A 21,657-nucleotide genomic window follows, 5' to 3' on the forward strand; every position below is an offset into this window, starting at 1 on the left:
TGGCGTGGCGGTTAACTAGGATCTTCGGCGGGAACAGGCGGTACTGATCGCCGACCGGCATCGAGAGGCTCTTGTGTCCGCCATTGACCAGCAGTCACTTGTGCTGACAGAAGCGACTGCCCCCGCTCCCAAGCGCCGTCGGTGGCTCCGGATCCTGCGCTGGGTCGCGATTGGAATCTGGGCCGCGGTCATCATCTATCGCACGGCAACCGACGGCTTCGCATTCAACCGTGAGTTGGTACTGCTCTACGTCTGTACGGGGTTGGCCGCCGCGAGCATCGGTCAAGGCCGCCGCATGTTGTACATCATTCGCGACTGGCTGCCGTTCGCGGTGGTGCTCATCGCCTACGACCTCAGCAGGGGCGCGGCGGACATGATCGGCCGGCCGACGTTGTGGGAGTGGCCCGTTGACGTGGACCGGTGGCTGTTCTTCGGGACGGTGCCGACCGTGTGGCTGCAGGAACAGCTGAAGCTTCCGCATCCGCCCTGGTGGGAAGTCGTCATCAGCTGCGTCTATATGTCGTTCTTCATCCTGCCCTACGTGGTGGCCGGCGTGCTGTGGCTGCGCGACCGCGAGGAATGGAAGGCTTTCGTCCGGTTGTTCGTCGGGCTGTCATTCGCCGGATTGGCGATCTACGCACTGCTTCCTGCCGCACCACCATGGGCCGCCGCGCGCTGCACCCCGGCCGACATCGCCGACGGCCCGGCCAATCCCCGGTGCATGTTTCGGTCGGCCCGCGGCGTGCCCGACGGAGGTCTGCTCGGCGCCATGGATACCACGCGGGACGGCGCCAACGACTGGATCGAGCGGATCGTCGGACGGGGCTGGGGCAAGCTGAACCTCCACTCCGCCACTGCACTGCTCGACCAGGGGCAGGCCAGTGTCAACCTGGTCGCCGCCATTCCGTCGCTGCATGCTGCCATGACCGCCGCCGTCGCGATGTTCCTGTGGAGCCGGGTGCACCGGGGTTGGCGACCGCTGTTGGTGATCTACCCGCTGGTCATGGCTTTCACCTTGGTGTACACCGCCGAGCACTACGTCATCGACATTCTGCTGGGCTGGGCGTTGGCCGTTGCCATGATCGTCGCGCTCAACCGGTATCAGGCGTGGCGAGCCCGAAAACCCAACAAGACCAGTGAGGTCACGCAAGAGCAGGGCACTGGGGACGACAGCGGTTGTGCGGAGTCCCCTGACGAGCCGCATGAGGAAACGGTCGTCCCCAGCGTGCGCGTCGGGGACTGACTGTTACGAGTATTGTGCGACTGTAGGGAAAGTGTAATATCGACGTCATGCCAGACACGCACGTCGTCACCAACCAAGTCTCCCCGCTGGAGGATTACAACCCGGCGACGTCGCCGGTGCTCACCGAGGCGCTGATCCGCGAGGGCGGCGAGTGGGGCCTCGACGAGGTCACCGAGCTGGGCGCGCTGTCGGGGTCACGGCAGGCGCAGCACTGGGGCGAGCTGGCCGACCGCAACCAACCGATCCTGCGCACCCACGACCGCTACGGGCATCGCGTCGACGAGGTCGAGTACGACCCCGCCTACCACTCGCTGATGACCGTCGCCGTCGGCCACGGGCTGCACGCCGCACCGTGGGTCGATGACCGGCCCGGCGCCCACATCGTGCGTGCCGCCAAGACATCGGTGTGGACGCCCGAGCCGGGACACATGTGCCCGATCTCGATGACCTACGCCGTCGTGCCCGCGCTGCGTCACAACCCCGAGTTGGCGGCGGTGTACGAGCCGCTGCTGGTGAGCCGCGAGTACGACCCCGAACTGAAGGTGCCCACCACCAAGGCCGGCATCACCGCGGGCATGTCGATGACCGAGAAGCAGGGCGGCTCCGACGTGCGCGCCGGAACGACCGAGGCGACCCCGAACGCTGACGGCAGCTACTCGCTGCGCGGCCACAAGTGGTTCACCTCGGCGCCGATGTCCGACATCTTCCTCGTGCTGGCGCAGGCGCCGGGCGGGCTCTCATGCTTCCTGCTGCCGCGGGTGCTGCCCGACGGCAGCCGCAACCGGATGTTCTTGCAGCGGTTGAAAGACAAACTGGGCAACCACGCCAACGCATCGTCCGAGGTGGAGTACGACGGCGCGATCGCGTGGCTCGTCGGCGAAGAGGGCCGCGGCGTGCCGACCATCATCGAGATGGTCAACCTCACCCGCCTGGACTGCACGCTGGGCAGCGCAACCAGCATGCGTAACGGCCTGGCCCGGGCGATCCATCACGCACAGCATCGAAAAGCGTTCGGCGAGTATCTGATCGATCAGCCGCTGATGCGCAACGTGCTGGCCGACCTCGCCGTCGAGGCCGAGGCGGCGACGATCGTCGCGATGCGCATGGCCGGCGCGACCGACGCCGCCGTGCGCGGCGATGCCCGCGAGACGCTGCTGCGCCGAATCGGCTTGGCGGCCAGCAAGTACTGGGTGTGCAAGCGCGCCACCCCGCACGCCGCCGAAGCGATGGAATGCCTCGGCGGTAACGGCTACGTCGAGGACTTCGGTATGGCGCGGCTGTACCGGGAAGCGCCGCTGATGGGCATCTGGGAAGGCTCGGGCAACGTCAGTGCGCTCGATACGTTGCGCGCCATGGCGACTCGGCCGGAGTGCATCGACGTGCTGTTCGACGAGCTTGCCGTCACGGCGGGCTCTGATCCGCACCTGGATGCCCATGTCGACGCGTTGCGGCCGGCCCTAGGCGACCTGGAGACCATCCAGTACCGCGCCCGCAAGGTCGCCGAGGACATCAGCCTCGCGCTGCAGGGGTCGCTGCTGGTGCGCCACGGACATCCCGCGGTCGCCGAGGCGTTCCTGGCCACCCGGATGGGCGGAGCGTGGGGCGGTGCATTCGGAACCCTGCCCACTGGGCTTGATCTCGCGCCGATCATCGAACGCGCCCTGGTGAAGGGATGACGCCCCTGGGCGAGAAGACGCAAATTGCCCTGTTTCCACGCCATTTCGGGGCACTTTGCGTCTGTTCACGCGGGATGGTGAGCCCGGTATGACGCACGCGATCAGGCCCGTCGACTTCGACGACCTCAAGACGATGACCTACGACGTCACCGACCGGGTCGCCCGCATCACGTTCAACCGGCCGGAGAAGGGCAACGCGATCGTCGCGGACACGCCACTGGAACTGTCGGCACTCGTCGAACGGGCCGACCTCGACCCGAACGTGCACGTGATCCTGGTTTCCGGGCGGGGCGAAGGGTTCTGCGCAGGATTCGACCTGTCGGCGTACGCCGAGGGCTCATCGTCGGCCGGTGGCGGCAACCCGTACCGCGACACCGTGTTGTCGGGCAAGACGCAGGCCGTGAACCATCTGCCGGATCAGCCGTGGGATCCGATGATCGACTATCAGATGATGAGCCGGTTCGTTCGCGGCTTCTCCAGCCTGATGCGTTGCGACAAGCCGACGGTCGTCAAGATCCACGGCTACTGCGTCGCGGGCGGAACCGACATCGCCCTGCATGCCGACCAGGTGATCGCGGCGGCCGACGCCAAGATCGGCTATCCGCCGACCCGCGTCTGGGGGGTGCCGGCGGCGGGGATGTGGGCACATCGGCTCGGCGATCAGCGAGCCAAACGCCTTCTGCTGACCGGCGATTCGATCACCGGCGCGCAGGCCGCGGAATGGGGGCTGGCGGTGGAGGCGCCCTCGCCGGAGGACCTCGACGAGCGCACAGAGCGACTGGTCGAGCGGATCGCGCGCGTGCCGATCAACCAGCTGATCATGGTCAAACTGGCGATGAACTCGGCGCTGTACAACCAGGGCACCGCGAACAGCGCGATGATCTCGACCGTGTTCGACGGCATCGCGCGACACACACCCGAAGGGCATGCGTTCGTCGCACAGTCACGGGAACACGGTTTCCGCGAGGCGGTGCGGCAGCGTGACGAACCGTTCGGCGACCACGGCCGCAAGACATCCGGGGTGTGATGCCGAAGTCGCTTTCGCGGATGACGGCCCGCTCAGTTATGTTGAGCGTGCTGCTCGGCGCGCACCCGGCATGGGCCACGGTCAGCGAACTGCTCCGTCTCACGGCCGATTTCGATATCCGCGAGCCGACCGTCCGGGTCGCGCTGACACGAATGGTCAGCGCCGGCGACCTGGTGCGTTCGGCGGATGGCTATCGATTGTCGGACCGGCTGTTGGCGCGGCAGCGTCGCCAGGACGACGCCATCAATCCGCGACTGCGCACGTGGGACGGCGACTGGACAACGGTGGTGATCACCAGCGTCGGCACCGACGCCCGGACCCGCGCCGCACTGCGCAACGCCTTGCACGACGGCCGGTTCGCCGAGTTGCGGGAAGGGGTGTGGCTGCGGCCCGACAACCTCGACGCCGAATTGCCGCCGCAGGTGCTGGGGCGGGCACGGGTATTGCAAGCCCGTGACGCCGAGCCCGCGGAGTTGGCGGCCCGGCTGTGGGACCTGCCGGGTTGGGTGCGGACCGGCCGGGCGCTGCTCGACGAAATGGGTTCGGCCGCTGAGGTACCCGGGCGTTTCGTCGCGGCCGCCGCGATCGTCCGCCACCTGCTCACCGATCCGGTACTGCCGGACCAACTGCTGCCCGACGACTGGCCCGGCGCTGCGCTGCGCCAGGCGTACACCGACTTCGCCGCGGAGTTGTCCGCGCGGCGCGACAGTGACCGACTGATGGAGGCGACATGACAGGTGGGGTACGGGTCGAGAAGAACGGTGCCGTCACGACCGTGATCATGAACCGGCCCGAGGCTCGCAACGCCGTCAACGGTCCGGCCGCCGCGGGGCTGTACGCGGCCTTCGACGAGTTCGACAAGGACGACTCGGCGGCCGTCGCGGTTCTGTGGGGGGACAACGGGACCTTCTGCGCCGGAGCGGATCTCAAGGCGTTCGGCACGCCCGACGCCAACCCCGTGCATCGCACCGGCCCCGGTCCGATGGGGCCGAGCCGAATGGCGTTGTCCAAGCCGGTGATCGCCGCTGTCAGTGGCTACGCGGTCGCGGGCGGTCTGGAATTGGCGCTGTGGTGCGACATGCGCGTCGTCGAGGAGGACGCGGTCATGGGTGTGTTCTGCCGCCGTTGGGGGGTGCCGCTGATCGACGGTGGCACGGTGCGGTTGCCGCGGCTGATCGGGCACAGCCGCGCAATGGATCTCATACTCACGGGCCGCGCCGTCGATGCGGCCGAGGCCCTCTCGATGGGTCTGGCCAACCGGGTGGTGCCCAAAGGTGAAGCGCGCCAACGGGCAGAGGAACTTGCCGCCGAACTCGCCACGCTGCCGCAGCAGTGCATGCGCGCCGATCGACTGTCGATGCTCAACCAGTGGGGACGTGCGGAGGCCGAGGCGATGGATTTCGAGTTCGGCAGCATGTCGCGCGTGGCCGCCGAATCACTGGAAGGGGCAGCACGTTTCGCGGCCGGTGCGGGTCGGCACGGAGCCAGCGCCTGACAGTCAGGCCTTGGTGATCTTGTTGTTGGTGCCGGTGTCGTTGATCTTCGGATCACCGTCCTGATATGTCACGGTGTTGTTCAGGCCGACGACGCTGATCTCCTTGTCGACCTTTTCGAAGTTGACCTTGTTGTCCGCACCGCCGATGTTCACGTTGGAACAGGTGCCCTTGACGGTCAGCGTGTTGTTGGACCCGCCGATGTTGAGCGATTTGCCGTCGGCGCAGTCGATGTCGGCCGTGGTGCCGAACGAGCCGTAGTTGATCGTGTTGCCGATCTCGACCTGGGCGCCCGACGTCCCCGCCGTCGCGGTCGGCCTGTTGGTGTCGCTGCTCTCGGATCCGCAGCCGGCGAGCAGCAGCGCGGCCGCGGCGGCGCCCCCGGCAACCGTCGCGGCGATGTAGCGGGACAGGGAATGCGTGCTTGTGCTCATGCGGGTACCCGATTGATGCGGTTGGTCATGCCCAGTTCGCGTCCGCGGTCCAAGACCACCGGCGCTCCGTTCTTGTACAGCACGGTCTGGTCCCAGCCGTAGACCGTCACATCGTTGATGACGTTGTCGGCTACGACGACGTGGCCGCTGCCCTGCACCGTCACCCCCCAGCAGGTGCCCAGCGCGGTGATCTGATTACCCGTGCCATTGACGAGCAGAGTGGAGTTTTTGCAGTCGATCGTCTCAACGAGGCCGATACCCGTGATGTGGGTGTCAGTCCCCCGGTGGGCGCCGACGACACCGGTGTCGGCGCAGTTACGCGCCAACGGGTTGCAGACCACCGGTTGCGCATACGCGCCCGGAGCGGTGAGGATCAGCGGAAACACGACGGCGGATGCCGTAAGTGCCCGGGCGACAACAGTCCACATCATGGGGGAGAGCGTACGTGGCCGGATGCCGGTCTTGGCATGGTTCGTCGGAGTCGCCATGAACGCCGGCGCTGGGTAGCGTGAGCGGCGATGGGTTGGCGGGTCGGTTCGATTGCTGTCGCGGCGATCGTAGCGGTGGTGACGGTGGCAGGGTGTGCTGAGACCGTCGAGGGAAGCGCGCAGCGGGCTCATCCCGACGGACCCGATTCCGAGCGCAACTACGGCTACGCCAACGACCGATGCGCTCTGCTCGACGACGACACCGTCCGCGACATCCTGGGCGCCGATCGCGTCATGCGGCCCTACAGCGGTGCGGTCTGCCAGTACGTGTTGTTCAGTGGCGACGCGATAATCGACGCCACATTCTCCTGGTTTCAGACCGGCAGCCTCGACCGCGAACGCGAGCTGGCCACCAAGCGGGGCGCGAAAATAACCGAGACCGTGGTCGAACGTCATCAGGCGTTCGTGGCGCGGCGGGACATCACCGGCGCCGCCTGCTCGGCCACCGCCGCGGCCGGCGGCGGGGTGTTGAGTTGGTGGGTGCAGCGGCGCGACCAGTCTGTCGGTGACCCGTGCGTAGATGCGGAAAGACTCCTGTCCGCCACGCTGAAGTCGGAGATGTGACAGTGGCCGTCTGTCGCGGGATCGCCGCGCTGGCCGCCACGGCGGCGCTGCTCACCGCGTGTGGGTCGTCCGACGACGCGCCCCCGACCGCGTCGCCGACGGCCGTCGACAGCGGTTTCCGCAGCGTCGACTGCAACGGCATCACCGACGGCGACATCGTCGCGGCCGCCGGCTCCGCGCAGTTCACCAGGGCCGTCGTCAGCGACGCGGGCTGTTTCTGGCAGGAGAACACCGTGTTCGGCACGGTCGGCGCCGGGATGGGCATCTCGACCTGGTGGTATCGCGGCAGCGACATGGACACCGAGCGGTCGCTGGAACAGCACGCCGGCCGCACGCTCACCGAACTGTCGGTCGACGGCAACAAGGGGTTCAAGGCGTTCGACGGGAACGCGTGCAGCTTCTATGTGGCCAAGGGCGGCGACGTCATCACCTGGTCGATCCAGACGATGAATCCGGCGACGCTGCCCGATCTGTGCTCGATCACCAAGAAACTCGCCGAGCTCAGTCAGGAGCGCGTCAACTGAGTCGGAGGAAACTAGAGGTGTTAGTTTTCTCCGGGATCAACCGGGAACCGACGAGACGGCAAGGGGGCGACGCGCGCATGGCACAGCCCTCCGGCACGCCGACCAGGCGATCGCCTCGACTCAGTCGCGACTCGATCGTCAACGCAGCGCTCACATTCCTGGACCGCGAAGGCTGGGACGCGTTGACCATCAACGCGCTGGCCACCCAGCTCGGAACCAAGGGCCCGTCGCTGTACAACCACGTCGACAGCCTCGAAGACCTGCGCAGAACGGTGCGGATGCGTGTCGTCGGCGACATCATCGGCATGCTCACCAATGTGGGCGAGGGGCGCACCCGCGACGACGCGGTGACGGCCATGGCCAGCGCGTATCGCAGCTACGCCCATCACCACCCGGGTCGCTATTCGGCCTTCACCCGGATGCCGTTGGGTGGCGACGATCCCGAATTCACCGAGGCCACCAGGGCGGCGGCCGCACCCGTCATCGCAGTGCTGGCGTCCTACGGGCTCGAAGGCGAGAACGCGTTCTATGCGGCGCTGGAGTTCTGGTCGGCCATGCACGGGTTCGTTCTGCTGGAGATGACCGGAGCGATGGACGGCATCGACACCGACGCGGTGTACAGCGACATGGTGATGCGGTTGGCCTCCGGCATGGAACGTCGGTAGACGCACAAGCGAGCCGTCGGCATGAAGGTAACCTGACCTGCGGTTAGTGCGCGGCCAACGGGTTTGGAGCGCTGCCCCCGTGCTGGTATTGTGGACGATCGTGCCTGGCAGATAAGGCGCATTGCGGGTGCGGTTGTCAACAGGACCTGCGAAGCGTGCCTGCACGCCGGGCCAATTCGCATGTCGCCATGCCCTGAGAATTGAGGCAATGCCTTCGATTGCCTCGGGCGGGCGTGTGCGACACACCCGATCGCGGGGTACGTGACCGGGACAAAAGTGCAGTGCAGAGACTTGACCAGAACTTCAGAGCAGCAACACAGAAAGCCGGTAGATGCCAACCATCCAGCAGCTGGTCCGCAAGGGTCGCCGCGACAAGATCGCCAAGGTGAAGACCGCGGCCCTCAAGGGCAGCCCGCAGCGTCGCGGAGTGTGCACCCGCGTGTACACCACCACGCCGAAGAAGCCGAACTCGGCACTTCGCAAGGTCGCGCGAGTCAAGCTGACCAGCGCGGTCGAGGTCACCGCCTACATCCCGGGTGAGGGCCACAACCTGCAGGAGCACTCGATGGTGCTGGTGCGCGGCGGTCGTGTGAAGGACCTGCCCGGTGTGCGCTACAAGATCATCCGCGGCTCGCTGGACACCCAGGGCGTGAAGAACCGCAAGCAGGCTCGTAGCCGCTACGGCGCGAAGAAGGAGAAGAGCTGATGCCGCGCAAGGGACCCGCGCCCAAGCGTCCGTTGGTCAACGATCCGGTGTACGGGTCGCAGCTGGTCACCCAGCTGGTCAACAAGGTTCTCCTGGACGGGAAGAAATCGCTGGCCGAGCGCATTGTTTATGGTGCGCTCGAACAGGCCCGCGACAAGACCGGCACCGACCCGGTGGTCACCCTCAAGCGGGCCATGGACAACGTCAAGCCGGCGCTCGAGGTTCGTAGCCGCCGCGTCGGCGGCGCCACCTACCAGGTTCCCGTCGAGGTGCGGCCGGACCGTTCGGTGACGCTCGCGCTGCGCTGGCTGGTCAGCTTCTCCAAGCAGCGCCGCGAGAAGACCATGATCGAGCGCCTGGCAAACGAGATCCTCGATGCCAGCAACGGCCTGGGTGCCGCCGTCAAGCGGCGTGAGGACACCCACAAGATGGCCGAGGCAAACCGCGCGTTCGCACACTACCGCTGGTGATTTAACCGCCGGCGTGCCGGAGTCGCGAAGCGACGACATAAGGCACAGCGCGCCGCGGTCGACAGACCCGAAGCAACTACCAAGCGAAAGAGAAGACTTCTGTGGCACAGAAGGACGTGCTTACCGACCTGAACAAGGTCCGCAACATCGGCATCATGGCGCACATCGATGCCGGCAAGACCACGACGACCGAGCGCATCCTGTACTACACCGGCGTCAACTACAAGATCGGTGAGACCCACGACGGCGCTTCGACCACCGACTGGATGGAGCAGGAGCAGGAGCGGGGTATCACGATCACCTCCGCGGCCGTCACCTGCTTCTGGAACGACAACCAGATCAACATCATCGACACCCCGGGCCACGTCGACTTCACCGTCGAGGTGGAGCGCAGCCTGCGCGTGCTCGACGGCGCCGTCGCGGTGTTCGACGGCAAGGAAGGCGTGGAGCCGCAGTCCGAGCAGGTCTGGCGGCAGGCCGACAAGTACGACGTTCCACGCATCTGCTTCGTCAACAAGATGGACAAGCTGGGCGCCGACTTCTACTTCACCGTGCGCACCATCGAGGAGCGTCTCGGTGCCACGCCGCTGGTCATCCAGCTGCCGATCGGCGCCGAGAACGACTTCATCGGCATCGTGGACCTGGTCGAGATGAGGGCCAAGGTGTGGCGCGGCGAGACCGCGCTCGGCGAGAAGTACGAGGTCGAGGACATCCCGGCCGAGCTCGCCGAGAAGGCCGAGGAGTACCGGACCAAGCTGCTCGAGGCGGTCGCCGAGACCGACGAGGAGCTGCTGGAGAAGTACGTCGGCGGTGAGGAGCTCACGGTCGCCGAGATCAAGGGCGCGATCCGCAAGCTGACCGTCAACTCCGAGCTGTACCCGGTGTTGTGCGGCAGCGCGTTCAAGAACAAGGGCGTGCAGCCCATGCTGGACGCCGTCATCGACTACCTGCCCTCGCCGCTGGACGTCGAGTCCGTGCAGGGTCATGTGCCCGGCAAAGAGGACGAGGTCATCAGCCGCAAGCCGTCGGTCGACGAGCCGTTCTCGGCGCTGGCGTTCAAGATCGCGGTGCACCCGTTCTTCGGCAAGCTGACCTACGTCCGCGTCTACTCCGGCACCGTCGAGTCCGGTTCGCAGGTCATCAACTCCACCAAGGGCAAGAAGGAGCGGCTGGGCAAGCTGTTCCAGATGCACGCCAACAAGGAGAACCCCGTCGAGCGTGCCTCGGCAGGCCACATCTACGCCGTCATCGGACTCAAGGACACCACCACCGGTGACACGCTGTCCGACGCGAACGAGCAGATCGTGCTGGAGTCGATGACCTTCCCCGATCCGGTGATCGAGGTGGCCATCGAGCCCAAGACCAAGAGCGACCAGGAGAAGCTCGGCACCGCGATCCAGAAGCTCGCCGAGGAGGACCCGACGTTCAAGGTCCACCTGGATCAGGAGACCGGCCAGACCGTCATCGGCGGTATGGGCGAGCTTCACCTCGACATCCTCGTCGACCGGATGAAGCGCGAGTTCAAGGTCGAGGCCAACGTCGGCAAGCCGCAGGTGGCCTACCGCGAGACGATCAAGCGCAAGGTCGAGAAGGTCGAGTTCACCCACAAGAAGCAGACGGGTGGCTCGGGCCAGTTCGCCAAGGTGCTCATCGACCTCGAGCCGTTCACCGGCGAGGACGGGGCGACCTACGAGTTCGAGAACAAGGTCACCGGCGGCCGTATCCCTCGCGAGTACATCCCGTCGGTGGACGCCGGCGCTCAGGACGCCATGCAGTACGGCGTGCTGGCCGGCTACCCACTGGTCAACCTCAAGGTGACGCTGCTCGACGGCGCGTACCACGAGGTGGACTCGTCGGAAATGGCCTTCAAGGTCGCAGGTTCGCAGGTGCTCAAGAAAGCGGCACAGGCTGCGCAGCCGGTGATCCTCGAGCCGATCATGGCGGTCGAAGTGACCACACCCGAGGACTACATGGGTGACGTGATCGGCGACCTGAACTCCCGCCGTGGTCAGATCCAGGCCATGGAGGAGCGATCCGGTGCCCGCGTCGTCAAGGCGCAGGTGCCGTTGTCGGAGATGTTCGGCTACGTCGGCGACCTTCGGTCGAAGACCCAGGGCCGGGCGAACTACTCCATGGTGTTCGACTCGTACGCAGAAGTTCCGGCGGCCGTGTCGAAGGAGATCATCGCGAAGGCGACGGGGCAGTGAGAATCGAGGGCCGCCAGGCCCGAGGATCGGAGCTGACCCGGAGTCGAGCAATGAGCATCGCTAAAGCAACCGGGCAGTAACCCCGGTTGCGTTGCGGCGAGAAACAACTGCAAAGATCAACACTGCTTTAGACAAGCACCAACACAGTCCAGGAGGACCACACAGTGGCGAAGGCGAAGTTCGAGCGGACGAAGCCGCACGTCAACATCGGGACCATCGGTCACGTTGACCACGGCAAGACGACGCTGACCGCAGCAATCACCAAGGTGCTGCACGACAAGTTCCCCGAGTTGAACGAGTCGCGCGCATTCGACCAGATCGACAATGCGCCTGAGGAGCGTCAGCGCGGCATCACGATCAACATCTCCCACGTGGAGTACCAGACCGACAAGCGTCACTACGCGCACGTCGACGCCCCCGGTCACGCCGACTACATCAAGAACATGATCACCGGCGCCGCCCAGATGGACGGCGCGATCCTGGTGGTCGCGGCGACCGACGGCCCGATGCCGCAGACGCGTGAGCACGTGCTGCTCGCCCGCCAGGTCGGCGTGCCCTACATCCTGGTCGCGCTGAACAAAGCCGACGCCGTCGACGACGAGGAGCTCATCGAGCTCGTCGAGATGGAGGTCCGCGAACTGCTGGCCGCCCAGGAGTTCGACGAGGACGCCCCGGTCATCCGCGTGTCGGCGCTCAAGGCGCTCGAGGGCGACGAGAAGTGGGTCAAGTCGGTCGAGGAGCTCATGGAGGCCGTCGACGAGTCGATCCCGGATCCCGTCCGCGAGACCGACAAGCCGTTCCTGATGCCCGTCGAGGACGTCTTCACGATCACCGGCCGCGGCACCGTGGTCACCGGTCGCGTCGAGCGTGGCGTGATCAACGTGAACGAGGAAGTCGAGATCGTCGGCATCCGTCCGGACACCACCAAGACCACGGTCACCGGTGTCGAGATGTTCCGCAAGCTGCTCGATCAGGGTCAGGCCGGTGACAACGTCGGTCTGCTGCTGCGCGGCATCAAGCGTGAGGACGTCGAGCGCGGCCAGGTCGTCGTGAAGCCCGGCACCACCACGCCGCACACCGACTTCGAGGGCCAGGTCTACATCCTGTCCAAGGACGAGGGTGGCCGGCACACGCCGTTCTTCAACAACTACCGTCCGCAGTTCTACTTCCGCACCACCGACGTGACCGGTGTGGTGACGCTGCCGGAGGGCACCGAAATGGTGATGCCCGGTGACAACACCGACATCTCGGTGAAGCTGATCCAGCCCGTCGCCATGGACGAGGGTCTGCGCTTCGCGATCCGCGAGGGCGGCCGTACCGTCGGCGCCGGCCGGGTCACCAAGATCATCAAGTGATCTGATCTCTGCGCGAGCAGACGGAAAATGCCCCGAAACCGAGAGGTTTCGGGGCATTTCCGTCTTGCCACCGGGTTAGCGGCGGTCAGCGTCGGGTGGCCGCCGCTTTCGCGAGGTGCGGTGTAACGGCTGAGACGACTGTGACGATGTACCTTCCGACTGCCCTGGTCGGGGCGCGGAAGGGTTGGATTCATGCTTCGTCGTCTCACTACGCTCGCCAGCGCGACCGCGATCGCAGGTGCCGCATTCGCCGGCCTTTCCGCAGGGCTGGCGCAAGCCGCTCCGGGTTGCCCCGACGTGCACTGGTTCGGCGCGGCGGGCTCCGGTCAGCGTGACGGCGACCTGACCGCGAACGCCGGAATGGGCGACGACATCTATCAGTCCTACCTCGATCTGCGGCAGCTGGTGCAGCGCGATGGGCGCACGATGACCGCCGAGGCCGTCGAGTACCCCGCCGTCGCGGTGCCCGATGACGATGGCGGCGTCGGGGAGTGGCTGGGCTTCATGAGCAGTGTGGACGCCGGCGCCGCGGCGCTCGGCTCGCAGTACACGGCGTTCACACAGCGCTGCCCGGAGTCCAAGGTGGTGCTCGCCGGATACTCACAGGGCGCGATGGTGGTACACCGCAACCTGCACGCGGCCGGTACGAACCCGAATATGGTTGCCGCGCTGCTGATCGCCGACGGCGACCGGCTGCCCGCCGACCCGACCATCAACATCGGCTCGGTCACCAGTGTCCCGGGCGCCGGAAAGGGCGTTGCGCAGGATTGGCCGATCCTGGCCCACGCTCCGCAACCGCTGCCACCGGCCATCGGCGCCCGCACGATCAGCGTGTGCGAACTCGGCGACGCGGTCTGCGACTACGACCCGGACGCCGAGGAAGTGTCGAAGGTGTCGACCGTCATCCACACCAGCTACACGACCGCCGCCGGTGGGTACCGGTGGACGAAGCCGCTGTATCAACTCGTCGGACCCGCGCCCGCGACGACCGAGGCGCCCGAGGCCCTTCCGATCACACCACTGGGCGCGACGACGTCTCTGCAGGCAACGGCCACGTCCGAGTAATCGTCAGTCGGTCCGAAGCACGCTCTTTTGTAGCCTCGCCGACGGCGGTTCGGCGATAATCTGACACGCAGTCGCGGACGACGGGAGCGTGGCAGACAGATGTTGTGGCGTTACATCAAGGTCCAAGCGTTCGTGTTGCTGTGCGGCATCGTCGGACCGATATTCCTGGTGATCTACTTCGCGACCGGTGGCGATCCGCTGATGAAGTGGATGTTCTGGGCGGGTCTGCTCATCACCGCCGTCGACGTGCTGATCGCGTTAGCGATCACCGCCGCGGGCGCGAGGTCAAGCGCCAAGACCGCCGCCCTCGAGCAGACCGGGGTGCTCGCACTGGCTCAGGTCACGGGCATACACGAAACGGGCACGCGGATCAACGAACAGCCACTGGTGAAACTCGACCTGCAGATCTCCGGGCCCGGTATCGCGCCGTTCGCCAGCCAGGACCGGGTGCTCGCCTCGATCACCAGGCTGCCGATGATCACCAACCGCAAACTGGTCGCACTGGTGGACCCGATGACCAACGAATATCAGATCGACTGGGAGCGAAGCGGTTTGGTCAGCGGGCTGATGCCCGCCAACTTCACCATCGCCGAGGACAACCAGACGTACGACCTGACCGGTCAGACCGCGGCGCTGATGGAGATCCTGCAGATCCTCAAGGCGCACAACATCAGCCTGAACAACATGATCGACCTTCGTTCCAACCCCGCTGCCCGGCAACAAGTTCAAGCGGTCGTGCGACGAGCCGCCGCCCAGCAGGCACCGGCCGCGACCGCACCGCCGGCCTCCTCGGCGCCGGCTGCCTCGCCGATCGCGGCACCGGAGCCGTCGACCGCCCAACGCCTGCAGGAACTCGAGACACTGCGCGCCACCGGCGTGATCTCCGAAGACGAGTACACCGCCAAGCGGCAGCAGATCATCGCCGAGCTCTGAGCGGTCCCAGCCCACGGGACGGTTACTAGAACACGTTTCAGTTCGGCTGTTAGCCTGTCCGCAGCATCCCGAAAGGAGCAGCGGTGACGGCGACGAACCAACCTCTGGAAGGCCGAGTGGCCTTCATCACCGGAGCTGCGCGCGGGCAGGGGCGGGCGCACGCGATCCGGCTGGCCGAGGAGGGCGCCGACATCATCGCGATCGACATCTGTGCGCCGATCTCCGAAACCATCACCTATCCGATGGCGACGTCGGAAGAACTGGCCGAAACGGTGCGCGCGGTCGAGGCGACGGGGCGCAAGGTGCTTGCCCGCGAGGTCGACATCAGGGATCTGGCCGCGCTGCAGCAGGTGGTGGACGACGGCGTTGAGCAGTTCGGCAGGCTTGACGTCGTGGTCGCCAATGCCGGTGTGCTCAGCTGGGGCCGCATCTGGGAGATGTCCGAAGAGCAGTGGGACACCGTCATCGACGTGAACCTCAACGGCACGTGGCGCACCCTGCGCGCCGCGGTACCCGCGATGATCGCTGCGGGCAACGGAGGATCGATCATCATCGTGAGCTCGTCGGCCGGGCTGAAGGCCACGCCCGGCAACGCGCACTACGGCGCCTCCAAGCACGGGCTGACCGCGCTGACGAATGCGCTTGCGATCGAGGCCGGTGAATTCGGGATCCGGGTGAACTCGATCCATCCGTACTCGATCGAGACACCGATGGTGGAGAAAGACGCGATGATGGCGATCTTCGCCAAGTACCCCAGCTACCTGCACAGCTTCTCGCCGATGCCGTACCAGCCGTTGGACGAGGAGAACAAGGGTCTGCAGGGCTTCATGGAGCCGGAGGAAGTGGCCGACGTCGTCGCATGGCTGGCCGGTGACGGCTCCAAGACGCTGTCTGGCAGCCAGATTGCCGTCGACCGCGGCGCCATGAAGCACTGACCTTCCTCTCGCGAGCAGACGCATACTGCCCCGTTTTCGCGGCATTTCGGGGCATTTCGCGTCTGCTCGCCGAACTCATTCGGCCAGGGCGGCGGCGAATTGGTCAACAGCCCAGTCGATTTCGTCGGCGGTGATCACCAATGGCGGGCCGAATCGTACCGTCGAGCCGTGGGTGTCTTTGACCAGGACACCGCGATGCGCCATGCGCAGTGTGACGTTGTTGGCGCTACCCGATGCGGGGTCGATGTCGACGCCGGCCCACAGCCCCTTGCCGCGGACCGCGACGACGCCGTGGCCGATCAGCTCACGAAGCCTCCGGTGCAAATGATCGCCGAGTTCGGCGGAGCGGCATTGGAATTCGCCGCCTCGCAACATCGCCACCACAGTCGAGCCGATTGCCGCGGCCAGCGGGTTGCCCCCGAACGTCGAACCGTGCTCACCGGGATGCAGCACGCCGAGGACATCGGTGTCGGCCACCACCGCCGACAACGGCACCACCCCGCCGCCGAGTGCCTTGCCGAGCAGGTAGACATCCGGCACGACGCCCCAGTGCTCGCACGCGAACGTCCGCCCGGTGCGCGCCAGCCCGGACTGGATCTCGTCGGCGATCATCAGCACGTTCCGTTCGGTGCACAGGGACCGAAGCCGCGGCAGGAAGTCGTCGGGCGGAACCACGATCCCGGCCTCGCCCTGAATCGGTTCGATCAGCACAGCGACGGTGTTCTCGTCGATCGCGTCGGCGAACGCGTCGGCATCACCGAATGGTGCGGACCGGAACCCGGGCGTGTAGGGGCCGAAGCCGCGGCGGGCGGTCTCGTCGTCGGAGAAGCTGATGATGGTCGTGGTGCGGCCATGAAAGTTGTTGTGCGCCACCACGACGTTGGCCGCGCCGGTCGCCACCCCCTTGACGTCGGTGCCCCACTTGCGGGCGACCTTCAGGCCGCTCTCCACCGCCTCCGCGCCGCTGTTCATCGGCAACACCATGTCTTTACCGCAGAGCCCGGCCAATGCCGCGCAAAAAGAGCCGAGCCGTTCGGAGTGAAAGGCGCGGCTGACCAACGTCACGGTGTCCAACTGGGCGTGCGCGACGGCGGTGATCTCCGGGTTCCGGTGCCCGAAGTTGACCGCCGAGTACGCGGCCAGACAGTCCAGGTACCGACGGCCTTCGACGTCGGTGATCCACGCGCCGTCGGCGCTGGCGGCGACGACCGGCAACGGCGAATAGTTGTGTGCCACATAGCGGTCGTCGATCGCGATCGCCGCTTCGGTGGCGGTCATCCCTGCGTTCCCCGGTGTACCGGGGAGTTCGAACATGACGGGAGCGGTGTCGAGCGTCATGAATAAACGGTAGGACGCGTCGATGGCGCAATCAATCGTCGTTTATTGCGTGTCTACCAGGGCTTTATTGTGTACACTCACGTGATACGGCGATTCATTGTGTGGAGGTGGTCATGGATCGTCTCGACGACACCGACGAGCAGATCCTCGCCGCGCTGATCAACGACGCACGCGCGACCTACGCCGATATCGGAGAGCGGGTCAACCTTTCGGCGCCCGCGGTGAAGCGGCGGATCGACCGCATGCTCGACAACGGGGTGATCCGCGGCTTCACCACCGTCGTCGACCGCAGCGCGCTGGGCTGGACCACCGAGGCGTACGTCCAGGTGTTCCGTCACGGCACCATCGCCCCAGACCGGTTGCGGGCGGCGTGGATTGACATTCCCGAGGTCATCAGTGCGGCAACCGTCACCGGTACGGCCGACGCGATCCTGCACGTGGTGGCGCGCGACATGGGCCACCTCGAGAAGGCGCTGGAGCGCATCCGTTCGGCCGCCGAGGTCGAACGCAGCGAGAGCATCGTCGTGCTGACCAACATCATCGACCGCGGTCGGGGCTGATGGCCGGGCCGGCAGGATTCGGCCGGGGTGGCAGACAAATCGCCGCAGGCATCGTGTAAGAACTGCCCATGACCACATCAGGGGGCATCGTCATCGTCGGCGGCGGACTGGCCGCGGCCCGCACGGCCGAACAGTTGCGCCGGTCGGAGTACACCGGACCGGTCACGATAATCAGCGACGAGGACCATCTGCCGTACGACCGCCCGCCACTGTCGAAGGAAGTGCTGCGTTCCGAGACCGACGACGTCACGCTCAAGCCCGCGGAGTTCTACGAGGAGAACGACATCACCGTGCGGCTCGGCAGCGGCGCACGGTCGGTCGACACGGCTACGCAGACACTGACCCTCGCCGACGGCAGCGAGCTCGGCTACGACCAGCTCATCATCGCTACCGGCCTGGTGCCCAAGCGCATTCCGTCGTTTCCCGATCTCCAGGGCATCCACGTCCTGCGCAACTACGACGAAAGCGTGGCGCTGCGAAAGGAGGCCGGCTCGGCCCGGCGCGCTGTCGTCGTCGGTGCCGGGTTCATCGGCTGTGAGGTGGCTGCGAGCCTGCGCAAGCTCGGCGTCGAGGTGACCCTGGTGGAGCCGCAGCCCGCGCCGCTGGCGTCGGTACTCGGTGAGCAGATCGGTGAACTGGTGGCGAGGGTGCACCGCGCCGAGGGCGTGCACGTGCGCTGCGGCGTCGGAGTCGCAGAGGTGCGCGGCGCCGGTCGCGTCGAGACGGTCGTGCTCAGCGACGGCACCGCTCTCGAGGCCGACCTGGTGATCGTCGGTATCGGCTCACACCCGGCCACCGGCTGGCTGGAAGGCAGCGGCATCGAGGTCGACAACGGCGTCGTCTGCGACAACCGCGGCCGTGCGAGCGCACGGCATGTCTGGGCGATCGGCGATGTCGCTTCCTGGCGGCACGAAACGGGACATCAAGTGCGCGTGGAGCATTGGAGTAACGTCGCTGATCAGGCCCGTGTACTGGTGCCCACGCTGCTGGGGCAGGAGCCGCCGACCGCGGTCTCGGTGCCGTACTTCTGGAGCGATCAGTACGACGTCAAGATCCAGTGTCTCGGCGAACCGCACGCCGACGACACGGTGCACGTCGTCGAGGACGACGGCCGCAAGTTCCTGGCCTTCTACGAACGCGACGGCGTGGTCGTCGGGGTGGTCGGCGGCGGCATGCCCGGCAAGGTCATGAAGGTGCGCGCCAAGATCGCGGCGGGCGCACCGATCGCCGACGTCCTCGGGTGAGCGATTTCGGTGTCCGAACAGTCGCTGAGCGAGCGTTCGGACACCGAAATCACCGCTAGAACTGGCCGAGGTAGAAGCGGGTGCCCTGGTCGTCCGTGCACAGCGCCGAGCGCCCGTACGACTGCTGCGACGGCTCCTCGATGACGGTGCCCCCCGCTTCACGCACCCGCGCCACCGCGGCGTCGATGTCGGCGACGGTCCACATCGGGACGGTCACCGCCTCGGCGTTGCCGCCGGCGCACCCCGCCATCGGATGGGTTTCGCGCACCCCCCAGCCGTCGTCGACGTGGCCCGGCTCGAACGTCCAGAACAGGACCCTCCCGTAGAACGACCGGAACGCGGCGGAATCCGGGACCTGATAGGTGATGTACGAAAGTTCGCCTGGCCCAGTGCCATTGAGCGCCGGCCGCGGCGTGCCGGGCGCCGGCCGGAACACCGCCAACGCAGCACCGGCGGGATCGGTGGCGTCGAGAACGGTGCCGAAGTCGAACTCCTGGGTCTGGCCGACCACGCCGCCGCCGTCGACGATGGACTGTCGTGCGCCGTCGAGGTCGGTGACCGCGTAGCAGCACAGCATTCCCTGCGCACTTGCGACGCTGTAGATGCCGATCCGCTGATCGGTGTTGGTCACCTGGTGTGTCGCCGGGTCGTAGCTCCAGCCGAGAACGTGGCCGTAGAACGCCGCGGCACGCTCGGCGTCGGGCACCCACACCGAGACGTAGCCGACGTCGCCGTGCTGAATCGGCACCGCCGAGCCGGTCAACGGCCCGCTGAGCATCCAGCGGTGGCCGAACGGGTCGACGATGGTCGCGCTGCGCGCACCGTGCGCCTCACCGACGTCCTGCTGCACCGTCGCGCCGCGTTCCCTGGCCCGCGCCAGCGCACGGTCGGTATCGGCGACCTCGAGCATCAGGGATACCGAAGCAGCCTGCGGGGCAGGTGATTTGAGGCCGAGCTCGGGATACTCGTCGGCCAGGTACAAAACGCCGCCCGAGATCGCCAGCTCGGCGTGGCCGATGCGGCCGTCGTCCATCACGATCGGATCGCCGACCACCCGCGCCTCGAACGCATCGACGTACCAGGCGATCGCGTCGCGCGCCGGGCTGACGGTCAGGTATGGCAGCGCGGCGCTGCGGGGTACGACGGATGTCGCGATCGACGGTTCGGTGAGTTCGGCGATCGCGGTATCGGTGTCACTCATTTGAACTCCTTGTGTCCGATTGGGCAGAGACAGTGCCGACTCCAGGCGTGCGCGCAGCCGGGCGGCGAACGCGGGATCGGGTGCGACCGGAAGCTCGTCGCCGTGCAGCACGGCCAGCGGATCGTGGCTGTTGTTCACGACCGCCCTCCTTCCGGTTCGGGGTAGTGAGCTCGAAACGCCCTGCGGGCCCGCACCAGCAGCGCCTCGGTGGCGTGGACCGTCCGGCCGATCAGCTCGGCGCACTCGGGCACCGAGCAGTCGTCCATGTAGCGCAGCGCCAGGACCGTCCGATGCTGCTCGGGCAGCTTGGCCAGCACGCTTTCGGCGACGATGCGGTCGAGTTCGTCATCCCAATCGTCGGCCGCCTCTGCGGGCTCGGGCAGTTCGGCGACGGGGATGCTGAACCGGTCGCGGCGGCGCCGGTAGTGGTCGGCCAGCTTGTGACGCGCCACGCCGATCAGCCACGGCACGCTCATCGGCGGTGGAGCCGTTTTCCGGGCGGCATCCATCGCCGCCAGAAACGTCTCCGACGTCAGGTCTTCGGCGGTTCCACGGTCACCGCAGCGCCGGACGAAGTATCCGTACACAACCGGCAGCGCCTCGTCGTACAGCGCCAGCAGTGCCCGTGGAGCGTCGGTGCCATCCGGTTCGGCGCTCACACCCTTATCGTCGCCGCGGGGGACTGAACTCCGACGCCCCAATCGAAAAAAATTCTGCAGCGCCGCTCAGCCGAGCGCATCGAGGCCGTCGGCTACCGCGTCGAACGCCGCACCCAGCGCCTCGGCCAGCGACACGGACTCGTCGGCCAGCCAGTGTTCGTAAGCAGACAGCGCCACGCCGAGCATCGTCCACGCGACTGTCTGCGGCACGAGGTCGCCGGCTCCGGTGCCGAGCCGGTGGGCGACGAACGCCGCGACGACGCCGCGCCAGCCGGCGTACATCGTCATCGAGTAGGCCTGCAGCGCCGCGGTCTCGAGGATCACCCGCATGCGCTGTCGGTGGCGCGCGGTCTCGGCCTCGTCAAAGGTGTTGAACGCCAACAGCGCTGTGCGCAACGCATCGCGGATCGGCACACTCGGATCGAGGTCGGTGAGCAGTTCGCGCTCGAGGTGAGCGTCGAAATCGCCCCAGGGCAGCGCGTTCTTGGATGGGTAGTAGCGAAACAGCGTGCGCCGAGCGATGCCCGCGGCCTCGGCGACGTCGTCGACGCTGATCTCGTCGAAGCCGTGCTCGGCGAACATGTCGATGGCCACGTTGCTGATGTGCGCCCACGTCGTCGCGCGCCGGCGGCCCACTCGATGCGGTGCTTCCGAGCCCATACGCGCTCCTCTTCCGGGGCCCTCTTCCATTCTGGCACCCGATGCCATAATATTGCGATCTCGATCACAATTGTCGAGAACAGCGAAAGCGCCCCGAGAAAGGCAAGCCCATGGAACCGAATGAGCAGGTGCAAGCCGACGAACTCGTCACCGAGACGCTGGTCGAAGAGGTGTCGATCGACGGGATGTGCGGGGTCTACTGACCGTGGC

24 protein-coding genes are annotated in these 21,657 nt (G+C 66.6%); 18 read left to right on the forward strand and 6 right to left on the reverse strand.

Annotated features, from left to right (window positions below; genetic code table 11):
* Positions 1–73: 73 nt before the first annotated feature.
* The 5 genes from AU187_RS17440 to AU187_RS17460 all read left to right on the forward strand — a co-directional run bounded on the left by AU187_RS17440 (position 74) and on the right by AU187_RS17460 (position 5,441).
* The gene (locus AU187_RS17440; protein ID WP_172800291.1) at positions 74–1,243 is read left to right on the forward strand and encodes a phosphatase PAP2 family protein; all 1,170 of its coding nucleotides are present in this window, start codon (positions 74–76) and stop codon (positions 1,241–1,243) included.
* A gap of 47 nt (positions 1,244–1,290) precedes the next feature.
* Positions 1,291–2,919, forward strand: a complete 1,629-nt coding sequence (locus AU187_RS17445) for an acyl-CoA dehydrogenase family protein (RefSeq protein ID WP_059167008.1) — start codon at positions 1,291–1,293, stop codon at positions 2,917–2,919.
* Between the two features lie 88 nt (positions 2,920–3,007).
* Entirely contained in the window at positions 3,008–3,946 is a 939-nt protein-coding gene (locus AU187_RS17450) for a crotonase/enoyl-CoA hydratase family protein (protein WP_059167009.1), read from the forward strand.
* A 20-nt stretch (positions 3,947–3,966) separates the two neighbouring features.
* Positions 3,967–4,680: a PaaX family transcriptional regulator C-terminal domain-containing protein gene (locus AU187_RS17455; RefSeq protein ID WP_502687771.1), complete on the forward strand. Its 714-nt coding sequence runs from the start codon at positions 3,967–3,969 to the stop codon at positions 4,678–4,680.
* Complete coding sequence (locus AU187_RS17460; protein WP_059101324.1) at positions 4,677–5,441, forward strand: crotonase/enoyl-CoA hydratase family protein; 765 nt, start codon at positions 4,677–4,679, stop codon at positions 5,439–5,441. The genes AU187_RS17455 and AU187_RS17460 overlap by 4 nt, the downstream gene beginning before the upstream one ends.
* A gap of 3 nt (positions 5,442–5,444) precedes the next feature.
* On the opposite strand, the gene AU187_RS17465 is transcribed toward AU187_RS17460, so the two are convergent.
* Together AU187_RS17465 and AU187_RS17470 are read right to left on the reverse strand one after the other, a co-directional pair.
* Positions 5,445–5,873, reverse strand: coding sequence for a DUF3060 domain-containing protein (locus AU187_RS17465; RefSeq protein WP_059101325.1), 429 nt, complete (start codon positions 5,871–5,873; stop codon positions 5,445–5,447).
* On the reverse strand, positions 5,870–6,304 hold the full coding sequence (locus AU187_RS17470) for a DUF3060 domain-containing protein (RefSeq protein WP_059167011.1): 435 nt from the start codon (positions 6,302–6,304) through the stop codon (positions 5,870–5,872). The genes AU187_RS17465 and AU187_RS17470 overlap by 4 nt, the downstream gene beginning before the upstream one ends.
* 87 nt (positions 6,305–6,391) lie before the next feature.
* Here AU187_RS17470 and AU187_RS17475 point away from each other — a divergent pair, with 87 nt between their 5' ends.
* The 10 genes from AU187_RS17475 (at position 6,392) to AU187_RS17520 (ending at position 15,785) form a co-directional block, all read left to right on the forward strand.
* Positions 6,392–6,925 carry a DUF3558 domain-containing protein gene (locus AU187_RS17475; RefSeq protein WP_059167012.1) on the forward strand — a complete coding sequence of 178 codons (534 nt, stop codon included), beginning with the start codon at positions 6,392–6,394 and terminating at the stop codon, positions 6,923–6,925.
* The gene (locus AU187_RS17480) at positions 6,922–7,449 is read left to right on the forward strand and encodes a DUF3558 domain-containing protein (protein ID WP_502687772.1); all 528 of its coding nucleotides are present in this window, start codon (positions 6,922–6,924) and stop codon (positions 7,447–7,449) included. Before AU187_RS17475 ends, AU187_RS17480 begins: the two co-directional genes overlap by 4 nt.
* A 77-nt stretch (positions 7,450–7,526) precedes the next feature.
* Entirely contained in the window at positions 7,527–8,114 is a 588-nt protein-coding gene (locus AU187_RS17485) for a TetR/AcrR family transcriptional regulator (RefSeq protein WP_059101329.1), read from the forward strand.
* Between the two features lie 331 nt (positions 8,115–8,445).
* Complete coding sequence (gene rpsL, locus AU187_RS17490; RefSeq protein WP_014209181.1) at positions 8,446–8,820, forward strand: 30S ribosomal protein S12; 375 nt, start codon at positions 8,446–8,448, stop codon at positions 8,818–8,820.
* The gene (gene rpsG, locus AU187_RS17495) at positions 8,820–9,290 is read left to right on the forward strand and encodes a 30S ribosomal protein S7 (RefSeq protein ID WP_059101330.1); all 471 of its coding nucleotides are present in this window, start codon (positions 8,820–8,822) and stop codon (positions 9,288–9,290) included. Before rpsL ends, rpsG begins: the two co-directional genes overlap by 1 nt.
* 101 nt (positions 9,291–9,391) lie before the next feature.
* Positions 9,392–11,497 carry an elongation factor G gene (gene fusA / locus AU187_RS17500; protein ID WP_082691844.1) on the forward strand — a complete coding sequence of 702 codons (2,106 nt, stop codon included), beginning with the start codon at positions 9,392–9,394 and terminating at the stop codon, positions 11,495–11,497.
* 164 nt (positions 11,498–11,661) lie between these two features.
* Entirely contained in the window at positions 11,662–12,852 is a 1,191-nt protein-coding gene (tuf, locus tag AU187_RS17505; RefSeq protein ID WP_059101331.1) for an elongation factor Tu, read from the forward strand.
* A 192-nt stretch (positions 12,853–13,044) separates the two neighbouring features.
* Entirely contained in the window at positions 13,045–13,917 is an 873-nt protein-coding gene (locus AU187_RS17510) for a cutinase family protein (RefSeq protein WP_059167014.1), read from the forward strand.
* A 99-nt stretch (positions 13,918–14,016) separates the two neighbouring features.
* On the forward strand, positions 14,017–14,850 hold the full coding sequence (locus tag AU187_RS17515) for an SHOCT domain-containing protein (protein WP_059167015.1): 834 nt from the start codon (positions 14,017–14,019) through the stop codon (positions 14,848–14,850).
* An 83-nt stretch (positions 14,851–14,933) separates the two neighbouring features.
* Positions 14,934–15,785, forward strand: coding sequence for a mycofactocin-coupled SDR family oxidoreductase (locus AU187_RS17520; RefSeq protein WP_172800292.1), 852 nt, complete (start codon positions 14,934–14,936; stop codon positions 15,783–15,785).
* Positions 15,786–15,860: 75 nt separating this feature from the next.
* On the opposite strand, the gene rocD is transcribed toward AU187_RS17520, so the two are convergent.
* The gene (gene rocD / locus AU187_RS17525; protein WP_082691845.1) at positions 15,861–17,123 is read right to left on the reverse strand and encodes an ornithine--oxo-acid transaminase; all 1,263 of its coding nucleotides are present in this window, start codon (positions 17,121–17,123) and stop codon (positions 15,861–15,863) included.
* A gap of 113 nt (positions 17,124–17,236) precedes the next feature.
* On the opposite strand from rocD, the gene AU187_RS17530 reads away from it, so the two are divergent.
* Together AU187_RS17530 and AU187_RS17535 are read left to right on the forward strand one after the other, a co-directional pair.
* A complete protein-coding gene (locus tag AU187_RS17530) occupies positions 17,237–17,683 on the forward strand; it encodes an Rv2324 family transcriptional regulator (protein ID WP_059167146.1) in 447 nt (148 codons plus the stop codon).
* A 68-nt stretch (positions 17,684–17,751) separates the two neighbouring features.
* Positions 17,752–18,927: an NAD(P)/FAD-dependent oxidoreductase gene (locus AU187_RS17535; RefSeq protein WP_059167016.1), complete on the forward strand. Its 1,176-nt coding sequence runs from the start codon at positions 17,752–17,754 to the stop codon at positions 18,925–18,927.
* A 55-nt stretch (positions 18,928–18,982) separates the two neighbouring features.
* Here AU187_RS17535 and AU187_RS17540 read toward each other — a convergent pair whose 3' ends face one another.
* The 3 genes from AU187_RS17540 to mftR all read right to left on the reverse strand — a co-directional run bounded on the left by AU187_RS17540 (position 18,983) and on the right by mftR (position 21,447).
* Positions 18,983–20,266, reverse strand: coding sequence for a VOC family protein (locus tag AU187_RS17540; protein WP_059167017.1), 1,284 nt, complete (start codon positions 20,264–20,266; stop codon positions 18,983–18,985).
* On the reverse strand, positions 20,263–20,787 hold the full coding sequence (locus tag AU187_RS17545; protein WP_059101337.1) for an RNA polymerase sigma factor: 525 nt from the start codon (positions 20,785–20,787) through the stop codon (positions 20,263–20,265). Before AU187_RS17545 ends, AU187_RS17540 begins: the two co-directional genes overlap by 4 nt.
* A gap of 66 nt (positions 20,788–20,853) precedes the next feature.
* A complete protein-coding gene (gene mftR / locus AU187_RS17550; RefSeq protein WP_059167018.1) occupies positions 20,854–21,447 on the reverse strand; it encodes a mycofactocin system transcriptional regulator MftR in 594 nt (197 codons plus the stop codon).
* Between the two features lie 110 nt (positions 21,448–21,557).
* On the opposite strand from mftR, the gene mftA reads away from it, so the two are divergent.
* Entirely contained in the window at positions 21,558–21,650 is a 93-nt protein-coding gene (gene mftA, locus AU187_RS25180; protein ID WP_067217694.1) for a mycofactocin precursor MftA, read from the forward strand.
* Positions 21,651–21,657 lie beyond the last annotated feature (7 nt).

The sequence above is a fragment of the Mycobacterium sp. IS-1556 genome (genome assembly GCF_001499985.1).
Lineage (GTDB): Bacteria > Actinomycetota > Actinomycetes > Mycobacteriales > Mycobacteriaceae > Mycobacterium.

Excerpts from the sequence above, each read along its gene's own strand:
- AU187_RS17460 (WP_059101324.1), top strand. The coding sequence starts at position 4,677 with ATGACAGGTGGGGTACGGGTCGAGAAGAACGGTGCCGTCACGACCGTG.
- AU187_RS17510 (WP_059167014.1), top strand. The coding sequence starts at position 13,045 with ATGCTTCGTCGTCTCACTACGCTCGCCAGCGCGACCGCGATCGCAGGT.
- AU187_RS17455 (WP_502687771.1), top strand. The coding sequence starts at position 3,967 with ATGACGGCCCGCTCAGTTATGTTGAGCGTGCTGCTCGGCGCGCACCCG.
- AU187_RS17535 (WP_059167016.1), top strand. The coding sequence starts at position 17,752 with ATGACCACATCAGGGGGCATCGTCATCGTCGGCGGCGGACTGGCCGCG.
- AU187_RS17485 (WP_059101329.1), top strand. The coding sequence starts at position 7,527 with ATGGCACAGCCCTCCGGCACGCCGACCAGGCGATCGCCTCGACTCAGT.
- AU187_RS17530 (WP_059167146.1), top strand. The coding sequence starts at position 17,237 with ATGGATCGTCTCGACGACACCGACGAGCAGATCCTCGCCGCGCTGATC.
- rpsG (WP_059101330.1), top strand. The coding sequence starts at position 8,820 with ATGCCGCGCAAGGGACCCGCGCCCAAGCGTCCGTTGGTCAACGATCCG.
- AU187_RS17515 (WP_059167015.1), top strand. The coding sequence starts at position 14,017 with ATGTTGTGGCGTTACATCAAGGTCCAAGCGTTCGTGTTGCTGTGCGGC.
- AU187_RS17445 (WP_059167008.1), top strand. The coding sequence starts at position 1,291 with ATGCCAGACACGCACGTCGTCACCAACCAAGTCTCCCCGCTGGAGGAT.
- mftA (WP_067217694.1), top strand. The coding sequence starts at position 21,558 with ATGGAACCGAATGAGCAGGTGCAAGCCGACGAACTCGTCACCGAGACG.
- AU187_RS17465 (WP_059101325.1), bottom strand. The coding sequence starts at position 5,873 with ATGAGCACAAGCACGCATTCCCTGTCCCGCTACATCGCCGCGACGGTT.
- rocD (WP_082691845.1), bottom strand. The coding sequence starts at position 17,123 with ATGACGCTCGACACCGCTCCCGTCATGTTCGAACTCCCCGGTACACCG.
- mftR (WP_059167018.1), bottom strand. The coding sequence starts at position 21,447 with ATGGGCTCGGAAGCACCGCATCGAGTGGGCCGCCGGCGCGCGACGACG.
- AU187_RS17475 (WP_059167012.1), top strand. The coding sequence starts at position 6,392 with ATGGGTTGGCGGGTCGGTTCGATTGCTGTCGCGGCGATCGTAGCGGTG.
- rpsL (WP_014209181.1), top strand. The coding sequence starts at position 8,446 with ATGCCAACCATCCAGCAGCTGGTCCGCAAGGGTCGCCGCGACAAGATC.
- AU187_RS17470 (WP_059167011.1), bottom strand. The coding sequence starts at position 6,304 with ATGATGTGGACTGTTGTCGCCCGGGCACTTACGGCATCCGCCGTCGTG.
- AU187_RS17450 (WP_059167009.1), top strand. The coding sequence starts at position 3,008 with ATGACGCACGCGATCAGGCCCGTCGACTTCGACGACCTCAAGACGATG.